Origin of the sequence: Ruegeria arenilitoris (assembly GCF_013035425.1) — a bacterium.
Lineage (GTDB): Bacteria > Pseudomonadota > Alphaproteobacteria > Rhodobacterales > Rhodobacteraceae > Ruegeria > Ruegeria arenilitoris_A.
The window spans coordinates 523,369-540,202 of record NZ_WQHX01000002.1 but is presented as its reverse complement, the minus strand read 5'-3'; the positions used below and the strand labels follow the sequence as shown (position 1 = coordinate 540,202).

The 16,834-nt window shown below is 51.8% G+C and carries 18 protein-coding genes; 1 reads left to right on the top strand and 17 read right to left on the bottom strand.

The window, feature by feature from the left end; translation table 11 throughout:
* Positions 1–7 precede the first annotated feature (7 nt).
* From pcaG to pobA, 5 genes are read right to left on the bottom strand one after another with little or no spacing between them, the layout of a single operon-like run.
* Positions 8–628 carry a protocatechuate 3,4-dioxygenase subunit alpha gene (pcaG, locus tag GOV45_RS08245; protein WP_170476299.1) on the bottom strand — a complete coding sequence of 207 codons (621 nt, stop codon included), beginning with the start codon at positions 626–628 and terminating at the stop codon, positions 8–10.
* Positions 629–631: 3 nt separating this feature from the next.
* A complete protein-coding gene (gene pcaH / locus GOV45_RS08240) occupies positions 632–1,360 on the bottom strand; it encodes a protocatechuate 3,4-dioxygenase subunit beta (protein WP_170476298.1) in 729 nt (242 codons plus the stop codon).
* 28 nt (positions 1,361–1,388) lie between these two features.
* A complete protein-coding gene (gene pcaC, locus GOV45_RS08235; RefSeq protein WP_170476296.1) occupies positions 1,389–1,787 on the bottom strand; it encodes a 4-carboxymuconolactone decarboxylase in 399 nt (132 codons plus the stop codon).
* A complete protein-coding gene (pcaD, locus tag GOV45_RS08230) occupies positions 1,784–2,569 on the bottom strand; it encodes a 3-oxoadipate enol-lactonase (RefSeq protein ID WP_170476294.1) in 786 nt (261 codons plus the stop codon). The genes pcaC and pcaD overlap by 4 nt, the downstream gene beginning before the upstream one ends.
* Entirely contained in the window at positions 2,569–3,738 is a 1,170-nt protein-coding gene (gene pobA, locus GOV45_RS08225; RefSeq protein ID WP_170476292.1) for a 4-hydroxybenzoate 3-monooxygenase, read from the bottom strand. Before pobA ends, pcaD begins: the two co-directional genes overlap by 1 nt.
* Before the next feature lie 100 nt (positions 3,739–3,838).
* Here pobA and pcaQ point away from each other — a divergent pair, with 100 nt between their 5' ends.
* On the top strand, positions 3,839–4,759 hold the full coding sequence (gene pcaQ, locus GOV45_RS08220; protein ID WP_170476290.1) for a pca operon transcription factor PcaQ: 921 nt from the start codon (positions 3,839–3,841) through the stop codon (positions 4,757–4,759).
* Here pcaQ and GOV45_RS08215 read toward each other — a convergent pair.
* From GOV45_RS08215 to GOV45_RS08160, 12 genes are all read right to left on the bottom strand, one after another.
* A complete protein-coding gene (locus tag GOV45_RS08215) occupies positions 4,756–6,039 on the bottom strand; it encodes a flavin-dependent oxidoreductase (protein ID WP_170476289.1) in 1,284 nt (427 codons plus the stop codon). The genes pcaQ and GOV45_RS08215 overlap by 4 nt on opposite strands.
* Before the next feature lie 49 nt (positions 6,040–6,088).
* The gene (locus GOV45_RS08210; protein WP_170476287.1) at positions 6,089–7,639 is read right to left on the bottom strand and encodes an acyl-CoA dehydrogenase family protein; all 1,551 of its coding nucleotides are present in this window, start codon (positions 7,637–7,639) and stop codon (positions 6,089–6,091) included.
* A gap of 2 nt (positions 7,640–7,641) precedes the next feature.
* Positions 7,642–8,109, bottom strand: coding sequence for a DUF3237 domain-containing protein (locus GOV45_RS08205; RefSeq protein WP_170476286.1), 468 nt, complete (start codon positions 8,107–8,109; stop codon positions 7,642–7,644).
* Positions 8,106–8,981 carry an amidohydrolase family protein gene (locus GOV45_RS08200; protein WP_170476284.1) on the bottom strand — a complete coding sequence of 292 codons (876 nt, stop codon included), beginning with the start codon at positions 8,979–8,981 and terminating at the stop codon, positions 8,106–8,108. The genes GOV45_RS08205 and GOV45_RS08200 overlap by 4 nt, the downstream gene beginning before the upstream one ends.
* Before the next feature lie 15 nt (positions 8,982–8,996).
* Positions 8,997–10,814: a feruloyl-CoA synthase gene (locus GOV45_RS08195; RefSeq protein ID WP_170476283.1), complete on the bottom strand. Its 1,818-nt coding sequence runs from the start codon at positions 10,812–10,814 to the stop codon at positions 8,997–8,999.
* Positions 10,815–10,816: 2 nt separating this feature from the next.
* Complete coding sequence (locus GOV45_RS08190) at positions 10,817–11,299, bottom strand: MarR family winged helix-turn-helix transcriptional regulator (protein WP_170476281.1); 483 nt, start codon at positions 11,297–11,299, stop codon at positions 10,817–10,819.
* 4 nt (positions 11,300–11,303) lie between these two features.
* Positions 11,304–12,071: a crotonase/enoyl-CoA hydratase family protein gene (locus GOV45_RS08185; RefSeq protein ID WP_170476280.1), complete on the bottom strand. Its 768-nt coding sequence runs from the start codon at positions 12,069–12,071 to the stop codon at positions 11,304–11,306.
* 10 nt (positions 12,072–12,081) lie between these two features.
* Positions 12,082–12,846, bottom strand: coding sequence for an SDR family NAD(P)-dependent oxidoreductase (locus GOV45_RS08180; protein WP_170476278.1), 765 nt, complete (start codon positions 12,844–12,846; stop codon positions 12,082–12,084).
* Between the two features lie 90 nt (positions 12,847–12,936).
* On the bottom strand, positions 12,937–14,250 hold the full coding sequence (locus tag GOV45_RS08175) for a TRAP transporter large permease (RefSeq protein WP_170476276.1): 1,314 nt from the start codon (positions 14,248–14,250) through the stop codon (positions 12,937–12,939).
* The gene (locus tag GOV45_RS08170) at positions 14,247–14,831 is read right to left on the bottom strand and encodes a TRAP transporter small permease (protein WP_170476274.1); all 585 of its coding nucleotides are present in this window, start codon (positions 14,829–14,831) and stop codon (positions 14,247–14,249) included. Before GOV45_RS08170 ends, GOV45_RS08175 begins: the two co-directional genes overlap by 4 nt.
* Positions 14,832–14,890: 59 nt before the next feature.
* Positions 14,891–15,931: a TRAP transporter substrate-binding protein gene (locus GOV45_RS08165; protein WP_170476272.1), complete on the bottom strand. Its 1,041-nt coding sequence runs from the start codon at positions 15,929–15,931 to the stop codon at positions 14,891–14,893.
* Positions 15,932–16,269: 338 nt separating this feature from the next.
* Entirely contained in the window at positions 16,270–16,713 is a 444-nt protein-coding gene (locus GOV45_RS08160) for a MarR family winged helix-turn-helix transcriptional regulator (RefSeq protein WP_170476270.1), read from the bottom strand.
* Positions 16,714–16,834: the final 121 nt, after the last annotated feature.

The window sequence follows — 16,834 nt, the reverse complement described above, 5'->3', positions numbered from 1 at the left end:
TTCTGGATCAGATGTCGAAAAAGACTGTTTCATTGTGGCCTTGCAACTTGATGTCGAAACGATACACGACATGCCCGTCGCGATCATTGCGCTTTGCAAGAAGTGTGCTTCGTCGCGTTTCCCACTCAATTAGATTCAATACAGGGTCAACAGCGTTAGCCTCTGTTTCGTCGTCAAAGTACAGGCGGGTGTTCAAGCCAACGTTGATACCACGGGCAACGATCCACAGGTTGATGTGGGGTGCTTGTTGGCCCACATCGCGGCCGCGCGTGCGACCCGGTTTGATTGTGTCAAATGCCCATTCACCTGTTTCGAAGTCGGTAATCACGCGGCCCCAACCTTTGAAACCGTCTTCAACAGTTCCACCCCCTTCAGGATGAGCATAGTGCCCTTCGGAATTGGCCTGCCACGCTTCAAGCATGACATCTTTGATTGGCGACCCTGTACCGTCGATAACGACGCCCTCGATGCGAATACGTTCACCATTTGCATTTGGTCCCGCTATATCCCAACCTAATTCCTTCTCATAGATGTCAAAACCAGCTGCACCCGGAGCAAGGCCAATGTGGACGTAAGGCCCGGCGGTCTGGGACGGTGTTTCCTTCAGATAATCCAATTTCTGGATCATGGATCAGTTCCCTTCCAGCCGGTTTTCAAACAGGGTCGAGCGTCGGCCCCGTAGTACAATATCAAACTTGTAGGCGATGCTGTCCAGTGGAACAGAAGCGTTCATGTCGAGCGCTGCGACAAGCTGTGCGCGGGCCTGAGCGTCCGGGATTGTGTGAACGATGGGGCACTTATCAATAAGGGGATCACCTTCGAAATAACATTGCGTTATCAGCCTTTGCGCGAATGCTGTCCCAAAGATCGACACGTGAATATGCGCGGGTCGCCAGTTGTTAACCCAGTTACGCCATGGGTACGCGCCGGGCTTTATCGTACGGAAAAAATAATATCCACTCTCGTCTGTCAGAGTGCGCCCGCAGCCCCCGAAGTTGGGATCTATCGGGGCGAGATAAGTATCCTTCTTGTGGCGATAGCGACCACCTGCATTTGCTTGCCAAACTTCCACCAGCGTATTCGGAATTGGCCTGTGGTTTTCATCTAAAACCCGGCCATGCAGGATGATCCTTTCACCGATTGCCGCATCTCCGGCTTGGGCGTAGTTGTGTATTAGGTCGTTATCCAGTGCATGGATGTCGTTGTGGCCGAATACAGGTCCCGTAACTTCACTGACTGAGTTTTGCAGAGAAATTAGCGAGTACTGCGGCGATCGGGTGACGCTGGTTTTGTAATCAGGTGTTACCGCAGGCGGGTGCCAAGTTCGGTCTCGCTGGTAGAATTCGCCGTTTTTTGTCATTGGGCGGTTCTCCTTTAAGTATTCGGGATCATCGGGACGCTTGCGACCTTTGTTCTGTTTCTATTTCCGCGTAGGTATCTTTGGCCAGTTTCAACGCGTGGTTGGCTCGGGGAACGCCCGCATAAATTGCTACGTGTTGGAAAGTTTCCAAAACATCCGATTTGCTGGTTCCGGTTCTTTCCGTGGCGCGGATATGCATTGGTATTTCCTCAAAGTTGCCCAACGCGGCCAACAGAGCAAGTGTCAGCATTGAACGTTCCCTGTCGCTTATCCCATCCGAGGCCCAGACTGTCCCCCAAGCGCCTTCGGTAATCAGTGTCTGGAATGGAGCATCAAAAGCGGTTTTGTTGCTTTCGGCGCGGTCTACATGTTCATCGCCGAGAATATTTCGGCGGACACGGGCGCCGGTCTCGAATCGATCGCTCATCTAAATGTCTCCTTCAGGAACTCGGTTAAAAGATCGGCATACTGGGCAGGTTTCTCGACGCAGGGCAGATGTCCCGCCCCTTCGATCAATTCAAACCGGGCGTTGGGGATCATATTAATTGTGTCCCGAACCAAGTCAGGTGGGCTGGCGCCGTCCATTGTGCCCGCGATCCCAAGCGTGGGCAGGCGCAAAGTTTGGGTCGTCAAGCTTAGGTCGGCTTCGGCAATAGCCAGACAACAGCCGACGTAGCCCTCGACCGGCGTGCGAGTTAGCATATTTCGCCAAGCGTTAACTTCGCGATGATCGCGAAAATCCGGGCCAAACCAACGATCAAGAATTTGTTCTGACAGGCCTTCTATTCCACTCGACCCGATCGCCTTGACGCGATCCTGCCATAGTTTTGCATCCCCCATTTGGGCAGCAGTGTTGGAAAGGACCATAGATTTTATCAGATCCGGGCGGCGTGCGGCCAATGCCTGTCCAATCATTCCTCCGATTGAAAGGCCTACAAATACACACGACGAAACATCGAGATGATCCATCAAGTCTTCGGTATCGGATACCAGTTCGTCGATTGAGTAGGGGCCGGACGGACAAGAGGACAGGCCGTGTCCGCGTAAGTCAAACCGGATCAGCCGATAATCTATAGGCAATAAGGGAATAATCTTGTCCCAAAGGCGCAGATCGGTTCCTAAAGAATTAGCGAATACAACCACATGCCCATCATGGCTGCCGTCCTCACGCCAATGCAATTGGACACTTTTTAAATCGGCCATTCGCATCAGTAGGGCAGTCCCACATAGTTTTGGGCAAAGACTGACTGCGCCTCGCGGTTGTCACTTAGAAAGTCCACATCCGCTTGCTGGATCTTTAGGTCAAAGGCATTTTGGTCCGGGAAATTATGCAGGAGTTTGGTTGCGGCCCAACTGAAACGCTCGGCTTTCCAGATGCGGGCCAGGGCCTTTTCCGAGTATTGGTCGATCCCCTCACTGTTACCTTCTTGGTAGAACTGTAACAGACCATTATTCAGATAATGGACATCGCTGGCCGCAGTGTTCAATCCCTTGGCCCCAGTGGGAGGAACAATATGGGCCGCATCACCGCAAAGAAATAAGCGACCCCAGCGCATCGGTTCCGTTACGAAAGACCGAAGTGGCGCGATAGATTTTTCAATGGATGGTCCACTTATTAACTTTTCAGCAAATTCTTCAGGAATGCGGCGCTTGAGTTCTTGCCAAAAAGCTGCGTCGGTCCAATCGTCCGGCGTATCTGAAAGAGGACACTGGATGTAGTATCGGCTTAGATTTTGATTGCGCATAGAACATAAGGCAAAACCTCGATCAGAGCCGGAGTAAATGAGTTCATCATGAACCGGCGGTGTTTCGGATAAAATCCCCAGCCAGCCAAATGGGTATAGTTTTTCGTACTCTCGGCGAACCGACAAGGGAATCGTGTTTCGACTGACCCCGTGGAATCCGTCGCATCCCGCCACAAAGTCGCAGTCGATACGGTGTTCGGCACCACTTACGTTGTAAGTGACGTATGGTGTTACAGTGTCCGCATCGTGGATTGTGACACCTTCGGTATTAAAGACAATCTTTCCGTCCATCGCATCGCGGGCTTCATACAAGTCCCGAGTAACTTCGGTTTGGCCGTATACCACAACATGACTGCCGGTGAGTTCTTTGAAATCAATTCGAAATTGGCTGTTCCCATATGAAATCACCGTGCCATCATGGATCATGCACTCTTTGTCCATGCGATCTGCCACTTTGGCTTCTCGCATTAGGTCCACAAAGCCAGTTTCCAAGACCCCTGCGCGAATTCTACTTAAAACGTATTCTTTCGTTTTACGTTCCAGAACAATGGTATCGATACCATTGCGGTGGAGAAGATGGCTTAGCAACAAACCAGATGGGCCACCGCCGACAATTGCGACCTGCGTACGCATAGATGTCTCCTCCCATGTTTTTCACTACACATATTGATTGCATGAAATGGTGAAGTAAAATGATAATACGTCCGAAATAATTTCCTTTATTGGCAAGTAAATGATCGACCGCCGTATTAAATTCCGACACATTCAGTGCTTCGTCGAAATCTGTCGCGAGCGGAGTTTGAAAGTTGCGGCAGAAAAATTGTACCTGACACAGCCGGCTATCTCAAAGACACTGAAAGAGCTTGAGGAGATTATGGAGGCGACGCTTTTGGTGCGAAATCGTGCCGGCGTATCATTAACCAAACAAGGAGAGGTGTTTCTGCATTTTGCTGAAATGTCTCTGGCTGCCATTCAGCAAGGTTTGACTGGCGTCGAGCAGGTCGGGGCACAAGGTAAGATCCGGTTGTCTGTCGGAGCCTTGCCATCGGTTGCTGCAAGGCTGATGCCAACCGTTTTCACCGAGTTCATGGAACTTAACCCCAATACCAGCTTACGTATTATTGACGGGCCGCATGGCTATCTTGTCGAGCGTCTGCGCCTTGGTGATCTGGACCTTGTGATCGGTCGGCTTGGGCAGCCGGACACCATGCAAGGAATTTCGTTCACGCAGCTTTACGAAGAGCGGGTCGAATTTGTCGTGCGCGCTGGGCATCCACTTCTGCAAAGGCCGGACCTTCAGCGTATTGGTGAATGGCCAGTGATTTATCCACCAAAGGGTTCGGCAATTCGGCCATTGGTCGACCGATATCTTATTGCGCATGGCGTCGGAGAAATCGAACGCAAGCTGGAAACAGTTTCTGGCGCGTTTGGTCGGGTTTTTACTAGACAATCTGACGCAATCTGGATCATCTCAGAGGGCGTGGTTGCCAACGAAATAGCGGATGAGCGGATGGAGGCCTTACCTTTCGATACTACGATTACACGTGGACCTGTCGGATTAATGCACAGACCCGATGAAATTCTGTCACCGCAGGCCCGAGTCTTTGGCTTGGCTGTCAACAACGCGCTCAAAAAGCTTGGCCTACTATCCTAGTTTTTCAATCGAGCACCCGGTGCAATCGTTGGCTTGGCCCGGTTTAACGCATCGCGCGCAAAACCCGCAGCAGCCTTGTATTTGGCCATGAACTCCGAACGCTCCGAAGGAGAAATAACATTGTCAATATCGTCAAAATCTCCGCTGCATCGGTCATTGACGATTTTCAAAAGGCCAAAAGGTCCGGCGTTCCGATTGCGCAAAACAAGGTCAGAAATTGGACCGCAAAGCGCTGCGTCGTATGCAGTCAATGCTTCGTTGCTCAGTCCATGTTCCAGCAGCATTGACCCTAAAATACGAGCGTCCATTATAGCCTGGCTGGCACCGTTCGATCCAGTTGGATACATCGCGTGGGCGGCGTCTCCGAGCAAGGCAACGGTTCCGTGGATCCAAGTCTCGACCGGCTCGCGATCAATCATTGGGTTTTCATACGTGACTTCGGCCCCGCGGATCAGGGCAGGTACATCCAGCCAGTCGTAGGTCCAATCATCAAAGTGATGAGCGAAATCGTTCGTTTCTACTTGTCGAAACCATCCGGTTGTCTGATGTGCGCTCGGGTCTTCGTATGTAACTTCGGCAATCCAGTTCACTTGTGCCAAACCAGTATTTGGATCGGGGTGCGAGATTGGATACATCACCATTCTGTGCTTGTGTGTCCCGAGCCCGACAAAGGATGACCCTGTGCGGACTGGCTTTGCTTGCGTAGTGCCGCGCCACATCACTGAGCCGCCCCAATGGATCGGAGGCTGACAAGGGTGCATTTGGCTCCGGATGGATGAATGAATGCCATCTGCGCCGATCAGAAGCGTCCCGGTTTCGCGCGTTTTACCCGATCCGGTCTGTAACAGGACAGAGACCGAGCCATCAGGGTTAATTTCGTAACCAGTTGCCCGCGAGCCTAACCTAACGGCATCAGGACCCGCTCTTTCCAACAACCGTTGGTATAACGCCATGTGGAATGACCCTCGATGAACGGCATATTGTGGCCAGTCATAGCCAGCCAGCGTGCCGCGAGGTTCGGAATATATCTCTTGCCCATTCAATCCAACCAGCGCCCATTCCTTTGCTGGAACTCCGAATGCGTCAAGATCGTCTGATGTTAACCCAAGATCGAACAACTCGCGCACAGCGTTTGGCTGAAGGTTAATCCCCACGCCTAATGGACGCAGATTTTCCACACTTTCGAAGACAATACAGTCAACACCGATTTGGTTCAGCGTCAAAGCCAGAGACAGGCCTCCGATTCCTCCACCGGCAATCATTACTCTTTGATCTGCCATATCGCTTTTCTTCTTTCTCTGGACGTGGGAGTTTGTTCTTACATCTTGTTTAAACGGTGCTTTTGACGGTCCGATCGCAAACACGGGTAATTCTTTCCGGCTGTGAATGCTGGCTCGCCGCCCGGCGGATTCGGTTACGTATACAAAGCAAGACTGTGGAAATGGTTGCTTGCATGAACTCGTTCGCCAATGCAACTCCGTCTGATTTTACCAGCCGCGTGCGTGCGGATTGCCAATCATCCAATGCATGAGAGATTTCACATGACGAGTTCCCTTCATTTTCCAATGCAACAAACTCGGCAAAGGCGTCACCTGCCGCCGCTGGCGCCAATCGCGTGGCTAGCATGCGAGCGTGAATTCCGTTTGTACCCTCGTAGATTGATGTAACTCTGGCATCCCGATAGGTTTGTTCCAATCGGTACTCTCGCAAGTAACCATATCCTCCAAGAACCTGAATGCCTAACTCGGACGCTTTTATACCCGCTTCGGTACAATAAACTTTGGCAACTGGAGTCAGGAATTCGACCAGATCGGGTGACTCACCGTGTTCCAAATTTACGTAAGCCAAATGTGCAAGGCTGCGACTGCTTAGCGCCAGCCAGTCTATCTCGTCCAGCATGCGACGCACGTCGGCGTGTTGGTTCAGTGTCACTGGGTTACCGCTTTCTCCACGCCCTTGAACACGCTGGCTTGCATAGGTTTCGGCAATATCATGCGCGCGCGCAGCATGAGCGACACCTTGAATAGCTACATCCAGTCTGGCGTGGTTCATCATCGTGAACATTGCCTGCAATCCCTGGCCTTCACTGCCCAATAGTTCTGCTTCGGCTTCTTCAAAGGTCAATTGACACGTTGGCGAGGCATGCAGACCCATTTTTTCCTCGATCCGGGTCACGAAAACTCCGTTTCGAGTTCCGTCAGGGCGCGTACAAGGGCAAAGAAACAGCGACAGGCCTTTGACGCCGCCGCTGGACGTGCGCGCAAGCACCAAATGATAGATGCGCTCGCTCAAGTTCTGATCGCCCCCGGATATAAAGATTTTCTCACCTGAGATTGTCCAGCCGTCGCGATTGGGCCGTGCCTTGCAAGTCACGCGCGACAGATCGGACCCAGCACCGGGCTCTGTCAGACACATCGTAGCCAACGCTTCACCTGATGCCAGCGAAGGAATAAATCGAGATTTCTGTTCGGCGTTGCCGAAGTTCAAAAGTGTCCGCACGGCTCCGGGAGCAAGTCCTGTTACCATCTGAAGGCTGTGATTGGCTCCCGAAAAGATTTCGGATGTGATCGCGGAAACCAACGCGCCTACGCCTTGCCCGCCGAATTTTTCGGGCATGGTGAGCGACTGCCAACCTTGTTCTGCATACGATTTGTATGCCTCGGCGAAGCCATCGGGCATGTAGACTCTATCGTCTTTTACGACGCAGCCTTGAATATCGCCGGGTTCATCTAACGGTGCAAATTCAGCCTCAGCAAAAACAGCGAAATGTTTGCCTATTGAACTAGCCAATTCGGGGTCCCAATCCGGCAATTCAGTCGCCCGTGCTATGTGGTTGAGAGAGAATAAAATGTCTTCAAGAGGAGCTTGGAAAGGCTTCATGATCAAGTTACCTGGTAATATGCAACTTCCACGGCTGAAGAGTGTCTGACCCCAGAACAGACGAACAATGTGTGGTTTACCCAGCCATAATGATTATCCCCGGTTTCCAGACGTGCCGCTGTGCGCATATAGTAGAGTTTAGGGTCAACGTCTTCTCCGGTATCCAGCTTAGCCATGATCTGAGGAGGGCCGCGCCGAGTTCCAATGTTTACGATCTCGATGACAACGCCATCGTGGGTTTTCAGCGCGTACCGTGTATCCAAGTGGGCTGCTCCGTCGGTAAATATCGTCTGCCAATCTGCGCCGAGGTTCATCACCTCGCCTGTGATGTCCGGTCCGATCGCTTCGCCGCCAACAATCGGTATTATGCGCCGCTGACCGGCGCGACCTTGACCCAGTTCCAACGGAGCCCCGAGTTGAATCCGAAGGGTGAATGAAAGGGCAAGGGAAGGGGTATGGGGCAACATCATTCAGCCAGCCCCAGCAGCCGGGCGGCATTGCCCTTGATGATATCGGGTCGAAGCTCGTCCTTAATGTTGATCTTTTCAAAATCCGACAGCCAGCGTTCGGGGGTGATCATTGGCCAGTCCGATCCAAACAAGACCTTTTTTCTTAATATCGAGTTGCAGTATTTGACCAGAATTTCCGGGAAGTATTTGGGCGACCAACCCGAAAGGTCGATATAAACATTCGGCTTATGTTGAGCTACGGCAAGCGCCTCTTCCTGCCAAGGAAACGATGGGTGTGCGAGTATTATCTTCATGTCGGGAAAGTCGACGGCCACATCGTCCATGAACATTGGGTTCGAGTATTTCAACCGCATCCCATTACCACCTCGCATGCCCGAACCGACACCCGTCTGACCGGTGTGAAAAAGCGCAATGCAACCCGCTTGCGCTATTTCGTCGTACAACTCGTACGCCATTCGGTCGTTTGGGAAGAAGCCTTGCATCGTGGGATGGAATTTGAACCCCTTTATCCCAAAATCCCGAATGAGGCGTCGCGCTTCGCGCGCGCCCATTTTGCCCTTGTGCGGGTCGATCGAAGCAAAGGGGATAAGCACATCGTCGTTATCAGCAGCTAGTTCAGCAACCTCTTCGTTCTTATAGCGCCGGTAGCCGGTTTCGCGCTCGGCATCGACCGGAAAGATCACGGCGGCAATGTTTTGATCTCGATAATGCTGCGCGGTCTCTGGAACCGTCGGAGGATGGCTCCACGGCGCACCGAAATACTTAGCCATTGTCGCCTGCAAGTCGTCGTACCCGTCGTCTGAGTGGCAACCGCAAGGTTCCTCGGCGTGAGTGTGGATGTCGATCGCGCGAACTTTGGAAATATCGACCATTTGCCTTTTCCTTTCTCAGATATTGATGGTTGCGGGGTCGGCGTCGTCATAAAGACGCTCTAATAATCGCTGACGTTCCGTAAGCACCTTGCGAAAATTGAGATTGCCCTTGGCGGTTATTTCACCGTCGGACATTGACGCGGGCTTGCTAAGAATAATTGCCCGGGCAACACGGGTGGAACTGCCTGAAACTTTGCTCGCACGTTCCGCCAGACGGCGGCGGATTTCACCCTGCAGCAAATCGCAACGGTAAGCACCGTTGTCATCAATCAATTCATATCCCTGTAACGTTAGTTCTTCTTGGTCAGGGAAGATTAGGAGACCAATTTGATTTCTGTCTGCGCCGGTGACGACGATATCGTTCGCTATAGGCGCCAGCCAGTTCAGTATATCCATGCGAAGCTGCGCAGCCCGCACCCAGGTACCGGTGAGAAGTTTGAAGTCTTCTGATATGCGGCCATCGAACGTCATGCCCTTGTCTACATCCCTTGGGTCAACGAACAGCATCGCGTCCCCGGTAATCAAGAATCCTTCGTCATCGAAAGCTTGGGCCGTTTTTTTGGGATCCTTGAAGTAACCAGGCATAACATTGGGACCCTTTACGCGGACTTCGCAGCGCATTTCTTCATCGGGTATCAGTTTAAGTGTGACGCCGTTCATGGGAACGCCGACAACGCCAGATCGATTGATTGGCTCACTTTGCATCATTGTTGCTGGCGCGGTTTCCGTCAGCCCCCACGAGGTGGTCATCAGGGGGATTTCACCTTTCATTTCCATCGCCATTTGTTCAAAGCCAGACCAGATGTCCTGTGGCAAAGAGGCACCAGCGTAAAAGATCAGATCCAGATCCCTGAAGAAGCGTTGGCGAAGATCAACGTCGCTTTGCAACGCCCCCAACAGCATTGCGTACCCAACCGGCACATTGAAACTGAGCGTTCCCGTTTCCATGGCAAGATTTTCCAACGTACGTTCAAACAGACCTTTTACGGGCTTACCATCGTCAATGAATAAGCTGCCGCCATTTGCGAGCATCATGTTGAAATTATGAGATCCGCCAAAAACGTGGTTCCAAGGAAGCCAGTCAACGATCCGCGGCGGACGTTCGCGCAGAAATGGCAGCGCATCGGCAAGCATTGTTTGGTTTGCGCACATCATACGCTGTGTCGTGATCACTCCCTTTGGCGCCGAGGTCGATCCGCTGGTCATCAGGATTTTGGCGATCGAGTCCGGTCCGACCTTGGAGTGCGCGTCATCCAGATCGACCCCGTTGTCACCAAACAGGAGATCCTCAAAAGAGGTAACTGCAGAATAGCTTCCTGTGCGGCTGGCGATTACTTCAACTGAATTCAATGCCTCAATCGACAGCGCTTCACCGTATTGTTCTGCGTCTGAGACATAGGCCATCTTGGGCCCAACCAGTTCGATGGCATGACGCAGGCGGTCATGAGCTCCGCGGATCAACGAATATTGCTCTGCTACCGGGGCAGTTGGCACGCCGACATATTGCGCGGCCAAGTTCAAAATACCATGATCAATTCCGTTGCCCGACATGATAAGGATTGGGGTTTCAGGTCCCATTCCTCTTGCCAACAGCGAGCTGGCAACGGCTCGCACTTTTTGTAAGGTTGCCGCGTAGTTTTCCTTTCGCCAACCAGCGCCGCTTCGTTCTGCGACGAAGGTTTGGTTCGGCGATTTCACAGCCCACTTATGAAGCCAGTCGCTGGAAGATTTTACAACAGGTCCCAGAGGGTGTTTCGACCGCAGAAGGATAGTGCCATCCGCGCGATCTTCCCGAGCAATGGAATGGGCAAGAAAATCAGAGGTACGCCGCACTTTCAGGTCCTCCGCTTTGCTTGCTCGATAACGCTGAAAGCGTCAAAAACAATTTTGATGGTGCCTTGATCGAGGTTGGCCAACAGTTTTTCTTCGTGCGAAGTGACGGCCGCAACAGCCCTCTCATAGAGTTGCCGACCCGCCAAAGTTGCCTTAAGCGCATACGCACGGCGATCGGTGGGAACACGATCCCGGATTATCAGATCTCTGCGTTCCAACTCGTCAATAATGATCACGAGGTTTGGGCGCTCGATATCCATTGCGTCTGCCAGTTGTGATTGTCGCAGGCCTGGGTTGTCGACGATCAAAACCAGTGCAGTGTAGGTCAGCATACGCAGATCAAACGCCCGAAGCGTGGCGGTAAGGTCGTCGCGAACGACGTTAAAAGCACGCTTCATTCTGTAACCTATGAACGCGCGCAACGTGGCGTCGCTGACAGCATGGGTTTCCGTCGAATTCGTAAGGTTTTGCTTTTCTGTGTTCATCTGACTACCTGAACTGTGGGGCACGCTTTTCCAGAAAAGCTCTTAAACCTTCCTGGGCATCCGTTGTCGTTTGTGAAAGAGCTGCGGCCAATGACTCGGTGAACAACCCATCGCCGTGGGACATCTCGTTGATCCTGGGAATTGCTTGGATCATCAGATAGTTAGACAAAGGGGCGTTGCGGGAAATTTTGCCAGCCAGCTTTTGCGCAAGCGCCATTGCCTCCCCTTCAGCCGTGGAATAGTGCGCAAGGCCTAGGGACACGCCTTCTTCCGCGCCGTACTTTCGGCCAGTCAGCATCATTTCCGTCATTCGGTCTGGTCCCAGTAAGCGTCCAACCCGCGCCGTTGCGCCACCGCCAACAAATATCCCGCGGCGGCCTTCGGGAAGTTGGAAGATTGTTGATGGTTCGGCGATACGCACATGTGTGGCAGCAGCAAGCTCCAGCCCACCTCCGATTACAGCACCAAACATCGCAGAAATCACGGCTAGTCCGCCGAACTGGATTTTGTCCATTACGCTGTGCCAATGACGCGAATGGTGTAGGTTTTCTTCGGCGGACCTGTCTACATGCTCGGACAAATCAAGCCCCGAGCAAAAGTGCCCAGCAGTCCCAGTCAATACTACAACTCGGACATCTTTAGGCGGATCTGAAAAATATTTATCCAGTGAGACCAACAATTCCTCGCACATCGCATTCCGCTTATCTGGGCGGTTCATGGTAAGCGTTGCGATCGGCCCTTCGCGGTCAACTTTCAGGATTTGGGCGTCCATGTTGGTCTCCTTATCGGGGTGGAAGACGTACAGCACCGTCCAGACGAATGGTCGTGCCGTTCAGGAACGGGTTTTGCACAATGTGTTTGGCAAGCAAGGCGAACTCGTTGGCTTCGCCAAGACGCGCTGGAAAGGGAATGTTTGCCGTGATTTTGGCGGCGACGTCTTCCGGCAATCCTTCCATCATAGGGGTGTTAAACAATCCTGGCGCAATGGCCATCACGCGGATACCTGATTGCGCAAATTCCCGTGCGGCGGGTAGCGACATCGCGGTGATCGCACCTTTGGAGGCGGCATAGGCTGTTTGCCCAAGTTGCCCGTCCTCCCATGCGACTGAAGAAGTGTTAATGATAACACCCCTTTCACCATCTTCGAGCGAACTCAGCTTAGCTATTCGCAATGCTGCATGGCTCATCACGTTGTATGTACCGAAGAGGTTTACGCGAAGGGTCTGTTCAAATACGTCAAATGACAGTTTGTCTTCCCGACCAACTATTCGAGCAGCCATGCCGACGCCGGCACAATTGACTACGATCCGCGGCGGGGACCCAAAAAAATTTGAAACGGATTCGAATGCTTCAGCAACAGCGGCTTCGTCTCTCACATCTGTTGCTACAGCAAAGCCTTTGAGTTCTTCAGCAACAGCGTTGGCCTGGGCTTCATTGAAATCCAAAACGGCGACTCTGGCCCCATGTGCAGCAAAATGTTTCGCCGTTGCTGCACCCAGACCACTGGCGCTTCCGGTAACTAAAGCAATGGTATTATTTAGTTCCACGGCAGGCCTCGATTTGCATATAGTTTGTCATTGTTATGTTCCATATCTATTTTTACACAATTCATTCGCGAACGGCCTCTGGCACCGGCTCTAAGGTATCAGGAATAACGTGATAGCAGGGAAAAGGACCAGAATTACGACCCTAACGATGTCAGACGTCACGAACCACATAACTGATTTGTATGTTTCAACCATCGGCGTTGACCGATCCATTGCGTTAATGATGAACAGGTTCATGCCTACTGGAGGAGTGATCAATCCGACTTCGACGACGATAAGTACAAGTATGCCAAACCAGATTGCCACATGCTCGGGACTCATCCCAAAGTCCAGCGTACTGATCACGGGAAAGAAGATTGGGATAGTCAGCAGGATCATTGAAAGACTGTCCATGAGGCAGCCGAAGATCAAGTAGAATACCAAGATCAGGCACAATACTGTCCACGGACTGAGGCCCAGGTTCACGACCCAATTGGATAATTCCTGCGGAACCTGCGTAAGAGCGAGAAAACTGTTATAAAGCCCTGCGCCTAAAACGATAAAAAAGATCATCGCGGTGCTTGTGGCAGTAGCAATGATACTTTCAACGAATACCTGCCAGTTCAGATTACCCGAAAGCAGAGCGATGAGACCAGTTCCAGCTGCGCCAACTGCGGCACCTTCTGTCGGCGTAAACCATCCCAAGTAAATGCCGCCGACCACGAGACCAAATACCAAAAGGACTGGCCAGACATCCAGCAACGCGCGAACACGTTCCGCATAAGGGACTGCCTCGCGGGTACCAGCGGAGTCTGGATACATACGAACATAAACTGATATTGTGACGATATACCCAAGCGCCGCCAGGATGCCTGGGATAAAGGCCGCCAAGAACAGTTTTGCAATATTCTGTTCTGTCAAAATTGCATAAATGACAAGAATTACCGAAGGTGGAATCAGAATTCCCAAAGTACCCCCAGCGGCCAGCGTGGCCGTTGAAAACCCGCCAGAATAACCATATCGGCGTAGTTCCGGCAGCGCGACCCGGCTCATTGTAGCGGCAGTGGCGAGGGATGACCCACAGATTGCACCGAAACCAGCGCAGGCACCCACGGCTGCCATTGCGACACCGCCCTTTCGGTGGCCCAGGCAACTCTCAGCTGCTTTGAACAGAGCCGAAGACATACCTGACAGAGTTGCAAACTGCCCCATCAGTAAAAACATCGGAATAATGGTCAGTGAATAACTGGAAAAAGTCGAATAGGTTTCAGTTTTCAGCTTGGACATGAACATGTTAGCGCCGCCCATGGCGAAATACAGCCCGCCAATTCCGCACAATAGCATCGCAAGTCCGATCGGTGCGCGCATAAAGATCATGATTAAAAGGATGGGAAATGACAGGTAGCCCATTTCTAGTAGTGTCAATGTGCCGCCTCCCCACGATGCGGCAGGATTAAGCGCCCTGTCACAAGTTCAATAACTTGCGCAACAGCGCAATAAACAGCCACCAAGGACGCAATTAGCGCGGCCATGAAACTCAACCCATAGGCCCACCAGACAGGAAACTGTAACAGAAAGGTCGTTTCGCCGTTGTCCATTTTACCTTGCAGGCCGACAAACAGTCTCCAGGTAATCAGCAATATCACAAGTGACAACACTACTTCCCAGAAGGTAACGATCACTTTGTTGGCCTTTGGTGGCAGAATGTTTGTAAAAACGTCGACTGTCGCATGCGCTCCGTAGAGCTGACATATAGGCAAGAAAGAGAATATGGCGAACGCAACTCCGGCCTCGACGAGTTCGAAATCACCGTTAACAGGTCCAACGCCTGTTGCAATCAACGCTTGCGCTGCCGATTCCGAAAGGGCGTTCAAAAAGTCCGAATGCCCAAACGTGTTAAGGCCGCGCCCCAGAACACTGATTGTTGTCAACAAGACCAGTAGCGTCAGCACAATACCGCCAAGAATGGCCATGTAACGCGCCGTGCGTTCCACCATGTTCTGCATAATTTACTCCAAAAGACAGCTTCCCCCGCAGGCACTTGTCTGCAGGGGACGCAATCGGATCAATTACCTGAGTATTGCGAGATCAACTCAAGAGCGCGAGCTCGAAGGCCCGTGCCGTCCATACCTTTTTCGTCCATCTCGGCAATCCAAGCATCGGTGGTGGGTTGCGAGGCAGCCTTCCATTCTTCGACCTGTTCAGGGCTTAGTGTTATTATATTATTGCCGCGTTCCATGGCCTGTTTGTGTGGCCCATCGTCGTCAGCCTGCATTTGCTTTCCCGCAAAAGCAGAGAACTCTGCGCCGGAATTGGCATCAATTATGGCCTTCAGATCGTCCGGCAATGCGTCCCAACGATCTTTGTTCATCGCAAAGATGAAAGTCGTCGTGTACAATGAATCGTCACCGAAAGTAGTGTGATTTCCCACTAATTCATTGACTTTCAACGCTCCGGTCACCTCCCATGGAATGACGGTGGCATCGATCACACCTTTGGACAAAGCCTCCGGTACCGCAGGTACTGGCATCCCGACCGGGGTAGCGCCTAACGAGCTGAACAAGCCGTTGGTTACACGTGTCGGTGCGCGCAGTTTCACGCCGTTAAGATCCTCAATACTTTCAATAGGATCTTTCGAATGGATCAAGCCGGGGCCGTGCACCCAAAGCCCAAGAACTTTGAACTGTTTGAAGTCGTCGTCCATCATGGTTTCTTCGGCCAAATCCCAATAGGCACGAGAAACTGCTTCGGCGTTGGTCATTGTGAAGGGGAGTTCAAATACTTCGGTCCGGGGAAACCGGCCGGGTGTGTAACCAGATACAGTCCAGACAATATCTGCAACCCCGTCAATGGCCTGGTCGATCAGTTCGGGAGGCTTGCCGCCTAGCTGCATGGCTGGAAAGCGTTGGATTTCGATACGGCCATCTGACTCCGCCTCGATCTTGTCAGCCCAGACGTCCAATATGTTCTTGGGAACATTAGCCTGCGCTGGCAAAAACTGATGCATTCGCAAAGTGACATCGGCTGCGAAAGCTGCGGTGGCCATGGCGCCGAAAGCAATCGCCGCGACGGCGGATTTCAGTAAAGTTCTGCGCGAGTTGGTCATGGTCTCCTCCCTTAATGACCTATGAGTATCACCCTTCTCTATGTGATATCTCTTTGTAGTTATAAGCTATAACGATCTTGTGCCATTTTGTTGTGGTGTTTCAAGTGGTTCGGCTTAGGAGTTGCGTTCCTTGACCGAACCTCGTGGTTCCTGACCGTGTCACCATACAATCTGGGCTTGGACATCATTCTTCCTCTCTCTTGCTCACATTGCCTTTATGTTGGGCTGAGGTAAATTGAGCTTTCTTCTCCGTTAGTTTCAGAAATCGGCAACTAAATCGATTTTTTTTAGGATTTGCTTTCTATTTCAGTGTTGAAGACATTGGCGCAACGTATTGCTCAGGCGCTTGGATTTTCATCGGAATTGGCCTCGATAGTCTTTGTCGCGAATTCGAGAAATGCTTCACGCTCGCTGGAACTCAGTCCACGCAAGATTTCGTTTTGAAGGGCTACGACGACAGGTAAAGCCTTGGCGTAGATGTTTTCTCCTTCCGCAGAAAGTGTGACTTCACGAGCCCGCCTGTCTCGCTTGCTGATCGATCTTGTCACGTATTTTTTTTGTTCAAGCCTATCTATGACCCCGCCGATTGTCGCCCGGTCGTAGGCTATCATCGTCGCAATCGTCGCTTGATCGATTCCCGGGCGGGTACGAATAGCGTCCAGTGCCGCGAACTGAACCGAAGTCAGATCAATACCGGCTTCCATCATTCGGGTTGAGAATACATGCGTCGAAATTTGATTGAGTCGCCGGATAAGATGACCCGCCATTCCGTAAATTTGCACCTTAGCCTCCGCCACTTTGGTTCACTCATGCTTCAATCGACCATAGTTTGATAAAAAAATATGTATACATACCTTTTTTGCCTCAATATAGTAAGTACAAATATCATATCCCGCAAAACAG